We start from the raw sequence: 15,018 nt of genomic DNA on the forward strand, positions 1-15,018 counted from the left end.
GACGCCCCTCCTTAGCTCAGGCCCTTGGCCCAGTCGTAGCCCTTGAGGTACGGGTCCGGCTTGATCGGCTGGCCGGAGTTCCACACCTCCTTGATCTGGCCGTCCGGCTGGATGACGCCGATCCGGGCGGTCTTGTAGACGTGCTGGTTCTCGCCGTCGATCGTGACCTTGCCCTCGGGCAGGTCGAGCGAGATGCCCTTCGCGGCCTCCTTGACCTTCTCCACGTCGGTGCTGCCGGCCTTCTTGACGGCCTCGGCCCACAGGTGGACCGCGCTGTAGCCGGCCTCCATCGGGTCGGAGGTGACCTTGTCGGCGCCGTACTTGGCCTTGAACGCCGCGACGAACTTCTCGTTGGCCGCGCCGGGTGTGGTCTGGTAGTAGTTCCAGGCCACGAGGTGACCGGCGATGTTCTCCTTGCCGATGCCGACGACCTCTTCCTCCGCGACGCTGACCGAGACGGTCGGCATGGCGTCGGCGGTGATGCCCTTGTTCTTCAGCTCCTTGAAGAAGGCGACGTTGGAGTCGCCGTTGAGGGTGTTGAAGACGGCGTCGGGCTTGGCCGAGGCGACCTTGTTGACCACGGTGCTGTATTCGGTGTGGCCGAGCGGCGTGTACTCCTCACCGATGATCTCCATGCCGTTCGCCGCCGCGTAGGCCTTGATCTCCTTGTTGGCGGTGCGCGGGAAGACGTAGTCGGAGCCGACGAGGAACAGCTTCTTCTTGCCCTGCTGCTTGAGATAGTCGAGACCGGGCACGATCTGCTGGTTGGTCGTCGCACCGGTGTAGAAGATGTACGGCGAGCTCTCCAGCCCTTCGTACTGCACCGGGTACCACAGCAGGGCCTTGTTGCGCTCGAACACCGGCAGCATCGCCTTGCGACTGGCGGAGGTCCATCCGCCGAAGACCGTGGCGACCTTGTCCTTCGAGATCAGCTTCTGCGCCTTCTCCGCGAAGGTGGGCCAGTCGGACGCGCCGTCCTCGACGACGGGCTCCAGCTTCTTGCCCAGCACACCACCGGCGGCGTTGATCTCGTCGATGGCCATGAGTTCGGACTTCTGCACGGTGACCTCGCTGATGGACATCGTCCCGCTCAGCGAGTGGAGAATGCCGACCTTGATCGTGTCGCCTCCGGAGCCGCCACCTTCGGCGGGTTCGGAGCAGCCGCTCAGGGCCAGCAGGGTGATGCTTGCCAGCGCAATGAGACCGCGTCGTGCCAGTGGGGCCATACCTGGTCCTTCTCGTCGGGGGTGGGGTGGGGAGCCCGAACGCTAAGGACCGACCATTTCGCATATCTGAATGCTTCTATTGCCGATCTGTTACCTACCGCTCACAAACGGCCTGCACGACGCTGTTACGGAAAACCCAGCAAATGCGACTAATGCTCGCGTACCGTCATGCGCATGGCCGGGCGCTCCTTCTTGCTCAGGGTCGCCAACGTCAACCCGGCGAACGTGCGCACCCACACCGACCGGGCGCTGTACCGCTCGATCGGGGTATTCATCCTGCTGTACGGCGTCTACGCGATCGTCGGCGCCGCGACGTTCATCGACGCCTCCACCAACTACACGCACCCCTGGTGGCAGTGGCTGGTCGGGCCGCCGGTGGCCGCCGCCGTCATCGCCTACGACCGCGCGGTCGTGGGACGGGTCGCGGTGAACTATGAGCACCTCGAGTCGGACGATCCGCATCAGCTGCTGCGACGCCGCACGGCCGGCCTCTACGCCGGCCGGCTGCTGCTCGCCCTGCTCTTCGCGATCGTCATCACCGAGCCGTTGATGCTGGCGCGATACAAGGGCGAGATCGACGCGTACCTCGGGACGGTCCACAACCGCGAGCTGTCCCAGTTGGAGCAGAGCGGCGCCATCGCCGCGTTCCAGCGCCAGGTCGACGCGCTGCGGGCACAGGACACGGCCGACGACGCCGCGGTCGAGGACCTGCACCGCCTCGCCGCCGACAAGCGCAAGGAGGCCGCGGCCGTCTACGACCAGGCACTCGCCGACTCCCGCGCCGACGGCGTGAGCCGCCGGGCCGGCTGCCCACCGGGCGGCTTCTGTGACTCGCTGGTCCAGCAGTCCCGGCTGCTCAACGCGGAGGCGACGCGCCTGGACAACGAGGCGTCGGCGCTGCGCGCGTCACAGGAGACGGCCCGGCAGTCGCGGGCGGCCCAGATCGCCGCGCTCAGCGAGCAGATGGCCGAGCAGCGCGCCGCCAACCGGCGGTCGGTCGAGGCGAACGCGGGCTTCGGCGCGCGGACGACCGCGATGTGGCACCTGGTGCGCGCGGACTTCTGGGGCTTCGGCTTCTTCTACCTCGGCATCGCCGCGCTCCTGGTCTGCCTGGACTGCGCCGCGGTGTGGCTGAAGCTGGTCTCGTACGGCAACGGCTACGAACGCGCCGAGGCCCGCGAGGCCCGCCGCCGCGAACTGTCCGAGACCAAGCGCCACGGGCAGGAGCTCCGCGTGGCCGAGGCCGCGACCACCGTGGCCGGCGATGGCCTGAACACGGTCGTCAAGGAGCAGCGCCTCCTCGACGCCGCGGTGGCCCAGGCCACGGCCCGCCTGATGGCCGAGCTGGAGGACCAGACCCGCACCGACCGTCGCCTGAACGTCTGACCCCGGCCCCGGCGGCCGACGACATATACCCCGTGAGCAGTATTCCTCAGCGGAATACCCCGCGGATCCCTTCCCCAGGCAGCACGGCGTGGGCGCGGCCCGCCCGGCACCTGGTGCCGCCCGCAGGCCCCGTCCCCAGGCAGCACCGCGCGGGGTCGGCGCCCGGCAGCACCCCGCGGACCCCGGCGCCAGGCAGCACCACGCGCGGAACGGGGGCCGGCATCTGGCGATGCCCGCGGATCCCACCCTCAGGCAGCACCGCGCGGGGGCAGGGGTCGGCACCCGCGACGCCCGCGGACCTCGCCCCCAGCACCACCGCGGGGCAGCAGTCGGCACCCGCGACGCCCACCAGGCCACCCAGCCACCACCCCCAGCCACCGCCACAAGGCCACCGCCCCAAGCCGCGCGCCGTGGCCCCGCCCGCCGCCGTCTCGACCGCCGTCGTCACGACTGGGCGGGTCAGGGAAGGAGCGGGTGACAAATGACGCAGAACACTATGGAACGGAAGTACGTACATGGGCCGTTCGTCCCGAAGTTGGCGAATCGCTTGCCACCCGAACCCCGTCGGCGGGCAGACTGGGCCGGTGCGTCACCGCCCGTCCCGCCGCTCGCCGGTGCTGCCCGTCGTCATCGGCATTGTGCTGGCGATCGTCGCCGGCGTCGGGGCGCTCCGTGCGGTATGGGTCAGCGGCAGCGCCGCCGGCGAGGGGGCCGGCACCAGCGAGGCCCGCGTCGGAGACCGCGCCGACCGGGCGTCCCGCGGCGACGCGCGGTGCGACGGCGCCCCGCTGACCGCGCCGAGGGAGTTGCGCGGCATCTGGATCACCACGGTCGACAACATCGACTGGCCCAGCCGGCGTGGCCTGCCCGACGACCAGATCAAGGCCGAGTATCTCGGCTGGCTCGACCTCGCGCAGCAGCGCAACCTCAACGCCGTCTTCGTCCACGTGCGGCCGAGCGGTGACGCGTTGTGGCCGTCGCAGTACGCGCCCTGGTCGGAGTGGATCACCGGGGTCCGCGGCAAGGCGCCCGGCTTCGACCTCATGAAGTGGATGATCGACGAGACCCACGCGCGGAACATCGAGTTCCACGCCTGGTTCAACCCGTACCGGGGCAGCCAGCCGGCACCCAACGGCGCCGGGCCGGACATCAACGCGCTCGCGCCGGACCACCCGCTGCGCAAGCACCCCGAGTGGGCGGTCGTCTACCCGTCGGTGGGCACGACCGGCAGCCGCCTGCACTTCAACCCCGGCATCCCGGAGGCGCGCAAGTTCGTCGAGGACTCGATGCTCGAGGCCGTCGAGAAGTACGACGTCGACGGCGTGCACTTCGACGACTTCTTCTACCAGTACCCGGTCGGCAATCAGGACTACCCGGACGAGGCGGCCTACCGGCAGTACGGCGGCGGCAAGTCCAAGGCCGACTGGCGCCGGGACAACGTCAACAAGCTCGTCGAGGAGATGAGCCAGCGCATCCACAAGATGAAGCCGTGGGTGAAGTTCGGCATCAGCCCGTTCGGCATCTGGCGCAACACGACGACCGACCCGGCGGGATCGCCGACACGCGGCCTGCAGAGTTACGACGAGATCTACGCCGACACGCGGCTGTGGGTGCAGCGGGAGTGGCTCGACTACATCGTCCCGCAGCTGTACTGGCACATCGGCTTCGACGTCGCGGACTACGCCAAGCTGCTGCCCTGGTGGGTGAACGTCGTCAAGAACACCCGCGTGCAGCTGTACATCGGGCAGGCCGACTATCGCGTCGGCCAGTCGGGGGTCTGGTCGGACCCGGCCGAACTCGACCGCCAGCTCGCCCTCAACCGCACATATCCGCAGGTGACCGGCAGCATCCACTTCAGCGCGAAGAGCATGCGCAAGGACGCGCTCGGTTCCGTGTCGAAGTACGCGGCGCGCTTCTACCCGACGCCGGCGTTCCCGCCGGTGATGGCGCACCTGCCCGATCACACGCCGGACGCGCCGAAGGTGACCGGTCAGGCCGACGGCGACAAGGTCACGCTGCGCTGGAAGAGCAAGGGCGCGTCGGCCGCCGTGTACCGGGTCGACGGCGGGAAGGCGCACCTGGTCGCCACGAAGCGCGGCGGTGACGGCGAGTGGAGCGGCGCGGCGGGCACGTACTGCGTGACGGCCCTGGACCGGTCCTGGAACGAGAGCGCACCTGCCATACCGGCCGGGTGAACCTCCTTCATCCGCCGGTTGTCGATGCTTCGCCGCATGACCAGCTTCATCTCGGACCAGGACTTCACCACGCCCGCGCACATCCGCGTGACCTTGGACGACGTCAAGCACGAGGAGCGGCGCGAGCCGCGCGGCAAGGCGTCATCGGCGCCGTTCCACACCTTGGTGTTCCTGGCCGCGGTATGGCTGGTGGTGTCGGCGGTGCCGATCGGCTACCTGGGCGCCGGCCGCTACGACGTCTTCTGGAGCGACGCGGTCACCGGCATCACGATCGCGATCGTCACCACCATCCGGCTGCTGCACTCGATACCGGCGTTCGCGTGGGTGACCGGCGGGCTGGCCGCCTGGCTGCTCGCGGCTCCCCTGGTCCTCCAGTACGGCTGGTCCAGCGCGACCGCCAACGACATCATCGTCGGCGTGCTGATCCTCGCCTGCACCGCGCTGAGCGCCGCCGACGACTGAACGAGCACACGAAAGGCCGCCCTCCTCACCGGTGGGCGGCCCTTTTCCGGCGCAGCGGGTCAGCTGAACGCGTCCTTCATGTTCCGTCCGGCGTCCTTCACGTGGTCGCCGGCCTGCTTGGCCTGCGCGGCGGCGCGCTCGGCAGCGCCCTCGGCCTCGAGCCGCTCGTTGTCCGTGGCGTCGCCGTACTTCTCCTTGGCGGCGCCCTTGAGCTCTTCGGCCTTGTGCTCGACCTTGTCCGTGAAGCCCATCATCGATCCCTTCCACGTTTCGGGTCTTTGCCTTGCTACACAGATGTCTGCCCGTAACTGCGACGGCGCAAACGCAACCGCCCGATCCAGGTCGTCACACCCGTCACAACCAGCGACACCGCCACCCCCAGGCACGCCGAGGCGACGGGGTTGCTGAAGAGGTGACCGCCCAGGTATCCGAGGCCGACCATGTAGCAGCTCCACAGCAGCGCACCGACCAGCAGCGCGGGCAGGAACCGGTGGCGCGGGAACCGCGTGTAGCCGGTGACCAGCGCGACCGCGGTGCGGCCCAGCGGCACGAACCGCCCGGCCGCGACGATCGCCCCGCCGCGCCGCTCCAGCAGGCCCGCGACCCGATGCCGGTGCTCCCGCCGGAGCAACCGGTCGAGCAGGCGGTGCCCGCCGCGCCGGGCGGTCTCGTGGGCCAGCAGGTCCCCCACCGCGACCGCGATGACGGCGGCCACCAGCACGACGGCCGGATGCAGGTGCCCCTCGGCGGCGAGCGCGCCGCCCGCGATGACGCTCGTCTCCGCCGGAACGACGGGGAGCAGGCAGTCCACCACGAGCAGCACAAAGATCACCGCATATGCCCAGCCGGCCAACGATTCCATGGTTCCACCCTGCCGGGGCACGGCGGCTCGCACAGCGGGGCCACCATGCCGAACACAGGTAGGGATTTCCCTACCGGGGGATCTCCAGTAGGGGGCGGACCGCCGTCTCACGATCGGCGAAAAACTCGAACACCGCCGGGTCGTGGAACGCGGTCATCTCCACGATCAGGCCGGCCTCGACCCGCAGGACCCCGATCGCGAACGGGCGGAACCGGTCGTCGCCGGGCGCCTTGCGGTAGGAGACGATCGCGGGCGCCCGGTTGGCGCGGGTGACCTCGGTGCGGATCTCGCCCAGGTGCGGCGCGCCCTGCCATAGCGTGACGACGATCGTGGGCTTCCCGACGTACCACATCGGCAGCGGCGGCATCGCGGCGCGCGCGTCGTCGGCCAGGAGCCGCGCCATCCCCTCGATGTCGGCGCGCTGGAACGCCTCCGCGTAGCGGCGCGCCACCTCCTGCTCGGCCCGGTCCGGCGGGGTGTCCGGGGCCCAGTCGGCGCCGCGCTCGGGCAGTCGCTGCCGCAGCGTCGCGCGGGCGCGCTGCAGCGCGCTGTTGGCCGCCGGCACGCTGATCTCCAGCAGTTCGGCGGTCCGGTCGGCGGGCCAGCCGAGCACGTCGCGCACGATGAGCACCGCCCGCTGGCGGGCCGGCAGGTGCTGGAGTGCGGCGAGGAACGCGAGCTCCACCGTCTCCTTCGCGACGAGCGCGGCCTCCGGCGTCTCGTCGAGCACCCGGTCCGGCACCGGCTCCAGCCAGGCGACGTCGGTGCGCGGTGGGAGCTCCAGCTGCGGGTCGGCGGGCGGGCCGAGGTCCACCGGCAGCACGCGGCGCCGGCCGCTCTTGAGCACGTCGAGGCAGGCGTTGGTGGCGATGCGGTAGAGCCACGAGCGGACCGACGCGCGCCCTTCGAAGTCCTCGCGGCCCCGCCATGCCTTGAGGAACGTCTCCTGGACGAGGTCCTCTGCCTCGTGATACGACCCCAGCATCCGGTAGCAGTGCACCTCGAGCTCGCGTCGATGCTGCTCGAACTCCTCGGCCCTCATCGCACCCCCGTGCCGCCGTCGTGCGATGTTAGGGCGATGTGGGCGGAGTTTCGCAAGCGCGTGATCCTGGAGGACGACGGGATCCTGGTGCTGGACAAGCCGGTCGGCGTCTCGGTGATGGGTGAGCGGCACGAGTCCGACCTGGTGCGCATGGCCGACGAGGCCGGCGAGAAGCTCTTTCCGGTCCACCGCATCGACAAGGTCACCTCCGGGGTCGTGCTCTTCGCGAAGGACCTGTCGGTCCACGGGGGGCTGACCCGGCAGTTCAACAAGCGGACCGTCGACAAGGCCTATCTGGCGGTCACCCGGCCGGGTGGACTGCCCGGCCACGGCCGGATCGACCTGCCGCTCAGCGTCGGGCGCAAGAACCGCGTGCGGATCGCCGCACCCCGGGAGAGCATCCAGGCCGACCTTACCGCGTCACCCGTCGCCACCTGGACCGTACCGCCGGAGGCGGTGTTCGGCCAGGTGCCGACGTATCCGTCGGTGACCGACTTCCGGGTCCACGCCGAGACGGACGACGTCGCGCTGCTGGAGGCCAACCCGCTGACCGGCCGCCGGCACCAGATCCGGGTCCACCTGGCGTGGATCGGCCACCCGATCCTCAACGACCCGCTGTTCGACAAGGCCGCCACCGGCCGCACGCACCTGCACTCTTGGCGGCTGGCGTTCGACCTGGCCGGGAAGCGGATCACCGTGGAGGCCCCGCCCGACGCGGAGTTCCTGGCCCCGACCGGGTTGGCGGCGCTGCCCTGACCGCGGAGGCCGGCACACCGGAGGAAACAGCAGGTGCGAAGCGGAGGACGCATGACGGATCTCAGGGACGCTACCTGTGTGGCCTGCCCGGCACAGGCGCTGGCGGTCGGCGCGTTCGACGTCACCGACCGGCCGCGCCAGGACACCCGCTACGACCCCGGCCTCGGCTGGCGGGTCCACCGGGTCACCGGCGCCCCGACCTGCGTGCACCCCTACCGGGTGGGGATGCCGCCGGGCCGCTACGCGTCGGCGGGTGAGCCCCTGCCGTCCCCCGGCGACCACGAGCGCCCGGTGCCGACCGACGAGGACCTCGTGCTCCCCGACGACGTGACGCTGCTCGAGGCGTGGCTGATCGCGACGGTGCGGCGAGCGCCCGCGAACGAGCTGGCCCGCACGCTCCGGAGGGCCGAGGAGCGCGCGGCCGCCCGCTTCGGCGACCGGGACGTGCTCACCGCCCTGCGCCGGGTGCTGTCGTACGAACTCTGACGACCGTCTTGCCGGGCGTGGTAGGCCGGTCGATATACGCCGGAGATATATATGCGGGGTATACGCTCAGGGTATGGTCCCTGGCATGAGCGTGCCACTGACTCTCCTCGGCCTGCTGGAGCGCGAGCCCAGCCACGGCTATGACCTGAAGCGCGACTACGACACCTTCTTCAGCAGGGGCAAGCCGCTGCCGTTCGGGCAGGTCTACTCCACCCTCGGCCGGCTCGCCCGCGACGGCAAGATCGTGATCGGCGAGGTCGAGCCGGGTGTCGGGCCGGAACGGAAGCGATACGTCATCACCGAGCTCGGCGCGACCGAGGTCGACGCCTGGCTGACCGAGCCGGTGGAGGCCGAGCCCAACCTGCAGACGGTCCTGTTCACCAAGGTCGTACTCTCGCTGATGCTGGGCCGGCCCGCCGAGGATTACCTCGACGCGCAGCGGGCCGCACACCTCAAGCGGATGCAGGAGCTCACCGGCATCAAGCGTGGCGGCAACCTCGTCGACGTGCTACTGGCCGACCACGGGCTGTTCCACCTGGAGGCCGACCTGCACTGGATCGACACCACGATCGCCCGGCTGGACGCGTTGCGGAAGGTGGTCCGGCGATGAAGGCGATCGAGGCGCGCGACGTCGTCCTGTCGTTCGGGGAGACCCCGGCGCTGCGCGGCGCGACCCTGTCGGTGGCACCGGGCGAGATCGTCGCCATCATGGGCCCGAGCGGCTCGGGGAAGTCTACGCTGCTGCACTGCCTGGCCGGCATCCTCGTGCCCGGCGCGGGTGAGATCCACTTCGACGGGCGCCGGATCGACACCCTGAACGAGAACGAGCGCAGTGTCCTGCGCCGCGACCACTTCGGGTTCGTGTTCCAGTTCGGTCAGCTCGTCCCGGAGCTGACCGCGGAGGAGAACGTCGCCCTGCCGCTGCTGCTCGGCGGGGTGAAGCGGGCGGCCGCGCTGCGGGAGGCCCGGCCGTGGTTCGAGCGGCTCGGGCTGGCGGGGCTGGAGCGGCGCCGGTCCGGTGAGCTGTCCGGCGGGCAGGCGCAGCGGGTCGCGCTCGCGCGGGGTCTTGTCGCGCGGCCGGGTGTGCTGTTCGCCGACGAGCCCACCGGCGCCCTCGACTCGCTCACCGGCGAGCAGGTCATGGACCTCCTCGTCGGCTCCGCCCGGGACCAGGGCACGACCGTCGTGCTCGTCACCCACGAGGCCCGAGTCGCCGCATACGCCGACCGGCAGGTCATCGTGCGCGACGGCAAGGTGAACGCGCTGGTGCACTCATGACCGTTCCGGAGCGAAGCGGAGGCGGCATGATCCGGTTCGGGCTGCGGCTGTCCCTGGCCGGCGGGCGCGAGGCCGCCACGCGGCTGATCATCATCGCCGCCGCGGTGACCCTCGGCGTCGGCATGCTCATGGCGACCGTCGCCGGCATGAACGCGGTCGACACGCAGAACCAGCGGTACGCCTGGCTCAACACCGCCGTCGCACCGGACACCGGCGCCGGTGATCCGCTGCTGTGGAGCCTCCGGGAGGACTACTACCACGGCGGCTCCATCGGCCGGGTCGAGGTCGCCGGCCTGGGCCCGGGCGCACCGGTCCCGCCGGGCATCCCCCGCCTGCCGGCCCCGGGCGAGTTCTACGTCTCGCCCGCCCTGGCCGAGCTGCTGCGCACCGCACCGGCGGCCGAGCTCGGCGACCGGTTCCCCGGCCACGAGGTCGGTGTCATCGGCCGGGACGCGCTGCCCTCCCCCGACTCACTGCTGATCGTCATCGGCCGCACCCCCGCCGACCTGGAGCAGCTCGGGGCCAAGCGGGTCACGCAGATCATGACGACCGACCCGAGCGACTGCAAAGGCTGCGTCGTCGGGATCAACCGCGACAGCATGACGCTCGTGCTGTCCGTGGTGGCGGTCGCGCTGCTCTTCCCCGTGCTCATGTTCATCGGCACCGCGACCCGGCTCGCCGCCACCCGCCGGGAGCAGCGCTTCGCGGCGCTGCGGCTGATCGGCGCCACGCCGCGCCAGATCTCGCTGATCTCGGCGGTCGAGTCGACGCTCGCCGCGGCGATCGGGACCGTGGCCGGGTTCGCCCTGTTCTTCGCGCTGCGCCCCGGGATCGCCACGATCCCGTTCACCCGCGACCCGTTCTACCCGGCTGACCTCTCGCTCAGCATGGCCGACACGCTGGTCGTCGCGCTCGGCATCCCGGCCGGCGCCGTCGTGGCGGCCTGGCTGGCGCTGCGCCGGGTGCAGATCTCGCCGCTGGGCGTGAGCCGCCGGGTGACGCCCAAGCCGCCGCGCGCCTGGCGACTGATCCCGCTGGCCGCCGGCCTCGCCGAGCTGACGTACTTCATCGGCCGCCGGCCCGACACGTCGAACCAGCAGATCGTCGCGTACCTGAGCGGGTTCGTCCTGATCCTGATCGGGCTGGTGCTGGCCGGGCCGTGGCTGACCATGGCCGGGGCCCGGGTGCTGGCCGGACGCGCGAGCCGGCCCGCCACCCTCATCGCCGGGCGGCGGCTCGCGGACGACCCGCGGGCGGGCTTCCGGTCGGTCAGCGGGCTGATCGTGGCCCTGTTCGTGACCAGTGTGGCGAGCGGGGTGATCACCACGTACGTCGCCAACCGGGGCGAGCCGCGCACGGACTCGGTGGCCGCGACGTCGCTGGCGAAGCTCTTCTACTCGGAGGAGGGCCCGGCTCCGACCGCCGACCAGATCCCGGCCGCCGAGCTGGGGGCGATCCCCGGCGTGCGCAGCGTGACGATCGTGCACGAGAACCCGGACCAGGACGGCTGGCCGGGGGTCATCACGTGCGCCGAGCTGCAGCGCCTGGCGGTGTTCGGCACCTGCGCGCCGGGCGTGCAGGTCGTGGCGGTCTTCCCGGACCTCATCGGGCCACGGGCGTTTTCGCTCAACTCGTCGATCGAGTGGGAGGCCGCGCCGGTCGCGCCCGCCGACGTCGACAAGCAGCCGATCGCCTCCGTGGTCGTCGACACGACCAGCCGGTCCGCGTTCGAGCGTGCCCGGACGGTGCTGATCAAGGCGTTGCCGCAGGGCCGCTTCCCGGCCAGCGTCGGTGAGTGGGAGGCCAACTCCGCCCAGCTCATCGTGCAGTTCCAGCAGCTGGCCAACGTGATCATGCTGTGCAGCCTGCCGATCGCCGGCTGCAGTCTGGCGGTGAGCGTGGCCAGCGGCCTCAGCGACCGGAAGCGACCGTTCAGCATGCTGCGGCTCACCGGGGTCCAGCTGCGGACGCTGCGCCGGGTGGTCGCCCTGGAGACGGTCGTGCCGCTGCTGGTCGCCGCCGCCGTGGCGATCGGCATGGGCTTCCTGGCGGCGCACCTGTTCCTGCGGGCGCAGCTGGACTACACGCTGCTCCCGCCGAGCGCCTCGTTCTATCTGCTGGTCGTCGGCGGGATCGCGGTGTCGCTGGCGATCATCGCCTCCACGCTGCCGCTGCTGCGCCGGATCACCGGCCCGGAGACGGCCCGGAACGAGTGATCGCCCGGCCTACCAGACGTCGCCGTCGCGCCAGTCGCAGGCGATCGGCCCGGTGAGGTCGAGCCGGAGCCCGTCGACCGGTGGCAGCACGTAGGTGCTGTCATCGTCGTCGGGCGTGCGGGTGAGCCCGTCCGGTGCCAGGACCGAGGTGGGCCCCTGCCACAACCGCCATCCGCGGCGGCGGTAGAACGCGTCCACGCCGTCCGCGGCGGAGAGTGCGCCGAGGTCGTAGGCGGCGCGGACGACCCGCTCCAGCTCGGCCATCACCAGCCGGGCATAGCCTCGCCCGCGCCGCTCCTCCTCGACCGCGAGCGCCTCGACGTAACCGGTGCGCAGGGCTCTGCCCCGGTAGAAGAGCCGCCGCTGGACGAGGGCGGCGTGGGCGACCACCCGGTCCGCCTCGACGATCACGGCGTGCAGGCCGCCGAGGGCGTGCTCCCAGTCGGTGTCCTCGAACTCGCCGTCGAAGGCCCGGTCCAGCAGCGCCCTGACCTCCCGGCGCCGGTGCGGCCCCAGGTCGGCGGTGTGCAACACATGAACAACGGTCGCGGTCACGATGCGATTGTCCGCCCGGCGGCTTGAACGAGCGGCCGCCGGGTAGCCACAGGGCGGAAGTCCGGCCAACCGAATTGGAGGTCCCTCGTGACGACCACCATGACACCGATGCTCGAGACCTACCCGCAGCCTACGATCATCGACCGGGCCATGCTGGCGACCGCTCTCGACGCGATCACCAGCTGCGCCGAGACGTGCACCGCTTGCGCCGACGCCTGCCTCGGCGAGGAGATGGTCGAACGCCTCGTGCGATGCGCCCGGCTCGACCTCGACTGCGCGGACATCTGCACGGCGACCGCGCGGGTGCTGACCCGGCAGACGGGCTTCGACGTCAACCTCGTCCGGGCCCAGCTCGAGGCGTGCGCGGTGGCCTGCCGGGTCTGCGCGGACGAGTGCACGAAACACGCCGCGATGCACCAGCACTGCCGCATCTGCGCCGAGTCCTGCCGACGCTGCGAGCAGGCGTGCCGGGACATGCTGTCCGCGCTGCGCTGATCCCGTCGGGTCGCAACGCTCTGAACAGGCGGCGGCGGGCTCTGCGGCAGTCCGGAGCCCGGCCGCCGTACCTCCGCCTCGCGCCGCCGGGTGAACCACGGTCGGCGGCATAGGCTTTGCCGATATGGCCGACGGCATGGGTGGGCGCACCCTCCGGACGCGCGACGTGACCGCGCCGCTGCGCGCGTTCGTCCGCACCGAGTCGGGCAGCGCCGGCGTACTGGTGGCGGCGATCGTCGTCGCGCTCGTGTGGGCGAACGTCGACGACAGGTCGTACGAATCCTTCTGGGACACCGAACTGTCGCTGCGGCTCGGCGACATGGCGATCGCACACGACCTGCGCACGTGGGTCAACAGCGGCCTGATGACCCTGTTCTTCCTGGTCGTCGGGTTGGAGGCGCGGCGCGAGTTCGACCTGGGCGACCTGCGTGACCGACGCCGGTTCCTGCTGCCGTTCCTCGCCGGGATCACCGGCATGATCATTCCGGTCGGGATCTACCTGGCCTTCACCGGCGGCGGGCCCGACGCCCGCGGCTGGGGCGTCGCGATGTCCACCGACACCGCGCTCGCACTCGGCCTGCTCGCCCTGCTCGGCCGGGGTGTGCCCGAGCAGGTGCGGGTCTTCCTGCTCACCGTCTTCGTCGTCGACGATCTCGCCGCGCTGGTCGTGATCGCCGTCGCCTACTCCGAACACGTCGTGCTGACACCGCTGCTGCTGGCGGTCGCCGCGTTCGCCGCGATGCTCGGGCTGCGCGCGCTGGGGGTGCGGCGCGGCGTGGTCTACGCGCCACTGGCGATCCTGCTGTGGGGCCTGCTGCTGGCCAGCGGCGTCGACCCGGTCGTGGCCGGGCTCGCGATCGGCCTCACCGCGACCGCGTACACGCCGGTGCGCACCGCGCTGGAGGCCGCCAGCGGGCTGTTCAAGCTGTTCCGCGAGCAGCCGACGCCCGAGCTGGCACGCACCGCGACGATCGGCCTCACCCAGACGTTGTCGCCCAACGACCGGCTGCAGCGGATGTACCACCCGTGGAGCAGCTACCTGATCGTGCCGCTCTTCGGCCTCGCCAACGCGGGCATCGTCATCAGCGGGTCGTTCCTCGAACGCGCCGTCACCTCACCGGTGACGCTCGGCGTGGTCGTGGGATACGTCGTCGGCAAGCCACTCGCCGTCACCGGGATGTCGTGGCTGCTGGCGACCGCGTCCGCCGGGCGGATCCGCCCGGCGATCGGCTGGGCGGCGGTCCTGGGCAGCGGGACGATCGCCGGGATCGGGTTCACGGTGGCGCTGCTCATCGCGAGCCTCGCGTTCCGCAGCCGGCCGGAGGAACTCGCCGAGGCCAAGCTGGGCGTCCTGGTCGCGGCGGTGCTCGCGTCGCTCTTGACGTGGACGGTGTACCGCGTGACGGCGCTCCTGCCGAAACACAAGCGCGCCCGTGCGCTCCTGGGCGACGTGGAGCAGCTGATCGACCTGATCCCGCCCGTCGACCCGGAGCACGACCACGTCCGCGGCGCTTCGGCGGCGTCGGTGACCGTGGTGGAGTACGGCGACTTCCAGTGCCCGTACTGCGGCCGCGCCGAACCGGCCGTCCGGGAACTGCTGGCCGACACCGACCTGCGGTACGTCTGGCGGCACCTGCCGCTGAGCGACGTCCACCCGCAGGCGCAGCTGGCCGCCGAGGCGGCCGAGGCCGCGGCGGCGCAGGGCGAGTTCTGGGCGATGCACGACCTGCTGCTGGCCCACCAGGACGAGCTGCGCCCGCCGGACCTGATGCGCTACGCGAGGGAACTCGGCCTCGACGAGGACCAGTTCCACGACGACCTGAAACGGCACGTCCACGAGGCGCAGGTGGCCCAGGACCTGGAGTCGGCGGACCTCAGCGGGGTGAGCGGCACGCCGACGTTCTTCATCAACGGGCAGCGGCACTACGGGGCGTACGACATCGAAACGCTGACCCAGGCGGTCAAGGTCGCCCGGGTGCGTGCCCACCTCGCGGGCTCGTCACACACGTGAGGCGGCCTGCACCAGCGCTTCGGGGTCGTCTCGGCGGCGGAGACGGGA

General features: G+C 71.3%; 15 protein-coding genes. 10 read left to right on the plus strand and 5 right to left on the minus strand.

All coding sequences use genetic code 11. The annotated features are described in order from the left end of the window. Positions 1 to 11: 11 nt before the first annotated feature. Entirely contained in the window at positions 12 to 1,226 is a 1,215-nt protein-coding gene (urtA, locus tag Dfulv_RS44845) for an urea ABC transporter substrate-binding protein (RefSeq protein ID WP_259859894.1), read from the minus strand. A 174-nt stretch (positions 1,227 to 1,400) separates the two neighbouring features. On the opposite strand from urtA, the gene Dfulv_RS44850 reads away from it, so the two are divergent. From Dfulv_RS44850 to Dfulv_RS44860, 3 genes are all read left to right on the plus strand, one after another. Beyond that, positions 1,401 to 2,612 carry a DUF4407 domain-containing protein gene (locus Dfulv_RS44850; protein ID WP_259859895.1) on the plus strand — a complete coding sequence of 404 codons (1,212 nt, stop codon included), beginning with the start codon at positions 1,401 to 1,403 and terminating at the stop codon, positions 2,610 to 2,612. A gap of 584 nt (positions 2,613 to 3,196) precedes the next feature. After that, positions 3,197 to 4,807 (plus strand): glycoside hydrolase family 10 protein, encoded by a 1,611-nt coding sequence (locus Dfulv_RS44855; RefSeq protein ID WP_259859896.1) that lies wholly within the window; start codon positions 3,197 to 3,199, stop codon positions 4,805 to 4,807. A 36-nt stretch (positions 4,808 to 4,843) separates the two neighbouring features. After that, positions 4,844 to 5,269: an SPW repeat domain-containing protein gene (locus Dfulv_RS44860; RefSeq protein WP_259859897.1), complete on the plus strand. Its 426-nt coding sequence runs from the start codon at positions 4,844 to 4,846 to the stop codon at positions 5,267 to 5,269. A gap of 59 nt (positions 5,270 to 5,328) precedes the next feature. Here the strand turns inward: Dfulv_RS44860 and Dfulv_RS44865 are convergent, their stop codons facing one another. The 3 genes from Dfulv_RS44865 to Dfulv_RS44875 all read right to left on the minus strand — a co-directional run bounded on the left by Dfulv_RS44865 (position 5,329) and on the right by Dfulv_RS44875 (position 7,173). Beyond that, the gene (locus tag Dfulv_RS44865) at positions 5,329 to 5,523 is read right to left on the minus strand and encodes a CsbD family protein (protein ID WP_406567887.1); all 195 of its coding nucleotides are present in this window, start codon (positions 5,521 to 5,523) and stop codon (positions 5,329 to 5,331) included. A gap of 32 nt (positions 5,524 to 5,555) precedes the next feature. After that, positions 5,556 to 6,131, minus strand: coding sequence for a DedA family protein (locus Dfulv_RS44870; protein ID WP_259859898.1), 576 nt, complete (start codon positions 6,129 to 6,131; stop codon positions 5,556 to 5,558). A gap of 70 nt (positions 6,132 to 6,201) precedes the next feature. Beyond that, complete coding sequence (locus Dfulv_RS44875; protein WP_259859899.1) at positions 6,202 to 7,173, minus strand: RNA polymerase subunit sigma-70; 972 nt, start codon at positions 7,171 to 7,173, stop codon at positions 6,202 to 6,204. 36 nt (positions 7,174 to 7,209) lie between these two features. On the opposite strand from Dfulv_RS44875, the gene Dfulv_RS44880 reads away from it, so the two are divergent. From Dfulv_RS44880 to Dfulv_RS44900, 5 genes are all read left to right on the plus strand, one after another. Next, positions 7,210 to 7,929 (plus strand): RluA family pseudouridine synthase, encoded by a 720-nt coding sequence (locus tag Dfulv_RS44880; protein WP_259859900.1) that lies wholly within the window; start codon positions 7,210 to 7,212, stop codon positions 7,927 to 7,929. Positions 7,930 to 7,980: 51 nt separating this feature from the next. Continuing rightward, positions 7,981 to 8,415 carry a hypothetical protein gene (locus tag Dfulv_RS44885; protein WP_259859901.1) on the plus strand — a complete coding sequence of 145 codons (435 nt, stop codon included), beginning with the start codon at positions 7,981 to 7,983 and terminating at the stop codon, positions 8,413 to 8,415. Between the two features lie 85 nt (positions 8,416 to 8,500). After that, entirely contained in the window at positions 8,501 to 9,025 is a 525-nt protein-coding gene (locus tag Dfulv_RS44890) for a PadR family transcriptional regulator (protein ID WP_259859902.1), read from the plus strand. After that, positions 9,022 to 9,693 carry an ABC transporter ATP-binding protein gene (locus Dfulv_RS44895; protein WP_259859903.1) on the plus strand — a complete coding sequence of 224 codons (672 nt, stop codon included), beginning with the start codon at positions 9,022 to 9,024 and terminating at the stop codon, positions 9,691 to 9,693. The genes Dfulv_RS44890 and Dfulv_RS44895 overlap by 4 nt, the downstream gene beginning before the upstream one ends. A gap of 26 nt (positions 9,694 to 9,719) precedes the next feature. Further along, positions 9,720 to 11,909, plus strand: coding sequence for an FtsX-like permease family protein (locus Dfulv_RS44900; RefSeq protein WP_259859904.1), 2,190 nt, complete (start codon positions 9,720 to 9,722; stop codon positions 11,907 to 11,909). Positions 11,910 to 11,918: 9 nt separating this feature from the next. Here Dfulv_RS44900 and Dfulv_RS44905 read toward each other — a convergent pair whose 3' ends face one another. Next, entirely contained in the window at positions 11,919 to 12,464 is a 546-nt protein-coding gene (locus tag Dfulv_RS44905; RefSeq protein ID WP_259859905.1) for a GNAT family N-acetyltransferase, read from the minus strand. A gap of 87 nt (positions 12,465 to 12,551) precedes the next feature. Here Dfulv_RS44905 and Dfulv_RS44910 point away from each other — a divergent pair, with 87 nt between their 5' ends. Both Dfulv_RS44910 and nhaA read left to right on the plus strand, forming a co-directional pair. After that, positions 12,552 to 12,959, plus strand: a complete 408-nt coding sequence (locus tag Dfulv_RS44910) for a four-helix bundle copper-binding protein (RefSeq protein ID WP_259859906.1) — start codon at positions 12,552 to 12,554, stop codon at positions 12,957 to 12,959. A gap of 136 nt (positions 12,960 to 13,095) precedes the next feature. Beyond that, on the plus strand, positions 13,096 to 14,970 hold the full coding sequence (gene nhaA / locus Dfulv_RS44915) for a Na+/H+ antiporter NhaA (RefSeq protein ID WP_319805736.1): 1,875 nt from the start codon (positions 13,096 to 13,098) through the stop codon (positions 14,968 to 14,970). The last annotated feature ends 48 nt before the right edge of the window (positions 14,971 to 15,018 follow it).

Origin of the sequence: Dactylosporangium fulvum, from assembly GCF_025137375.1 — a bacterium.
In the GTDB taxonomy this organism is placed as follows: domain Bacteria; phylum Actinomycetota; class Actinomycetes; order Mycobacteriales; family Micromonosporaceae; genus Dactylosporangium; species Dactylosporangium fulvum.

Excerpts from the sequence above, each read along its gene's own strand:
- urtA (WP_259859894.1), bottom strand. The coding sequence starts at position 1,226 with ATGGCCCCACTGGCACGACGCGGTCTCATTGCGCTGGCAAGCATCACC.
- Dfulv_RS44860 (WP_259859897.1), top strand. The coding sequence starts at position 4,844 with ATGACCAGCTTCATCTCGGACCAGGACTTCACCACGCCCGCGCACATC.
- Dfulv_RS44865 (WP_406567887.1), bottom strand. The coding sequence starts at position 5,523 with ATGATGGGCTTCACGGACAAGGTCGAGCACAAGGCCGAAGAGCTCAAG.
- Dfulv_RS44890 (WP_259859902.1), top strand. The coding sequence starts at position 8,501 with ATGAGCGTGCCACTGACTCTCCTCGGCCTGCTGGAGCGCGAGCCCAGC.
- nhaA (WP_319805736.1), top strand. The coding sequence starts at position 13,096 with ATGGGTGGGCGCACCCTCCGGACGCGCGACGTGACCGCGCCGCTGCGC.
- Dfulv_RS44850 (WP_259859895.1), top strand. The coding sequence starts at position 1,401 with ATGGCCGGGCGCTCCTTCTTGCTCAGGGTCGCCAACGTCAACCCGGCG.
- Dfulv_RS44870 (WP_259859898.1), bottom strand. The coding sequence starts at position 6,131 with ATGGAATCGTTGGCCGGCTGGGCATATGCGGTGATCTTTGTGCTGCTC.
- Dfulv_RS44880 (WP_259859900.1), top strand. The coding sequence starts at position 7,210 with ATGTGGGCGGAGTTTCGCAAGCGCGTGATCCTGGAGGACGACGGGATC.
- Dfulv_RS44875 (WP_259859899.1), bottom strand. The coding sequence starts at position 7,173 with ATGAGGGCCGAGGAGTTCGAGCAGCATCGACGCGAGCTCGAGGTGCAC.
- Dfulv_RS44900 (WP_259859904.1), top strand. The coding sequence starts at position 9,720 with ATGATCCGGTTCGGGCTGCGGCTGTCCCTGGCCGGCGGGCGCGAGGCC.
- Dfulv_RS44895 (WP_259859903.1), top strand. The coding sequence starts at position 9,022 with ATGAAGGCGATCGAGGCGCGCGACGTCGTCCTGTCGTTCGGGGAGACC.
- Dfulv_RS44885 (WP_259859901.1), top strand. The coding sequence starts at position 7,981 with ATGACGGATCTCAGGGACGCTACCTGTGTGGCCTGCCCGGCACAGGCG.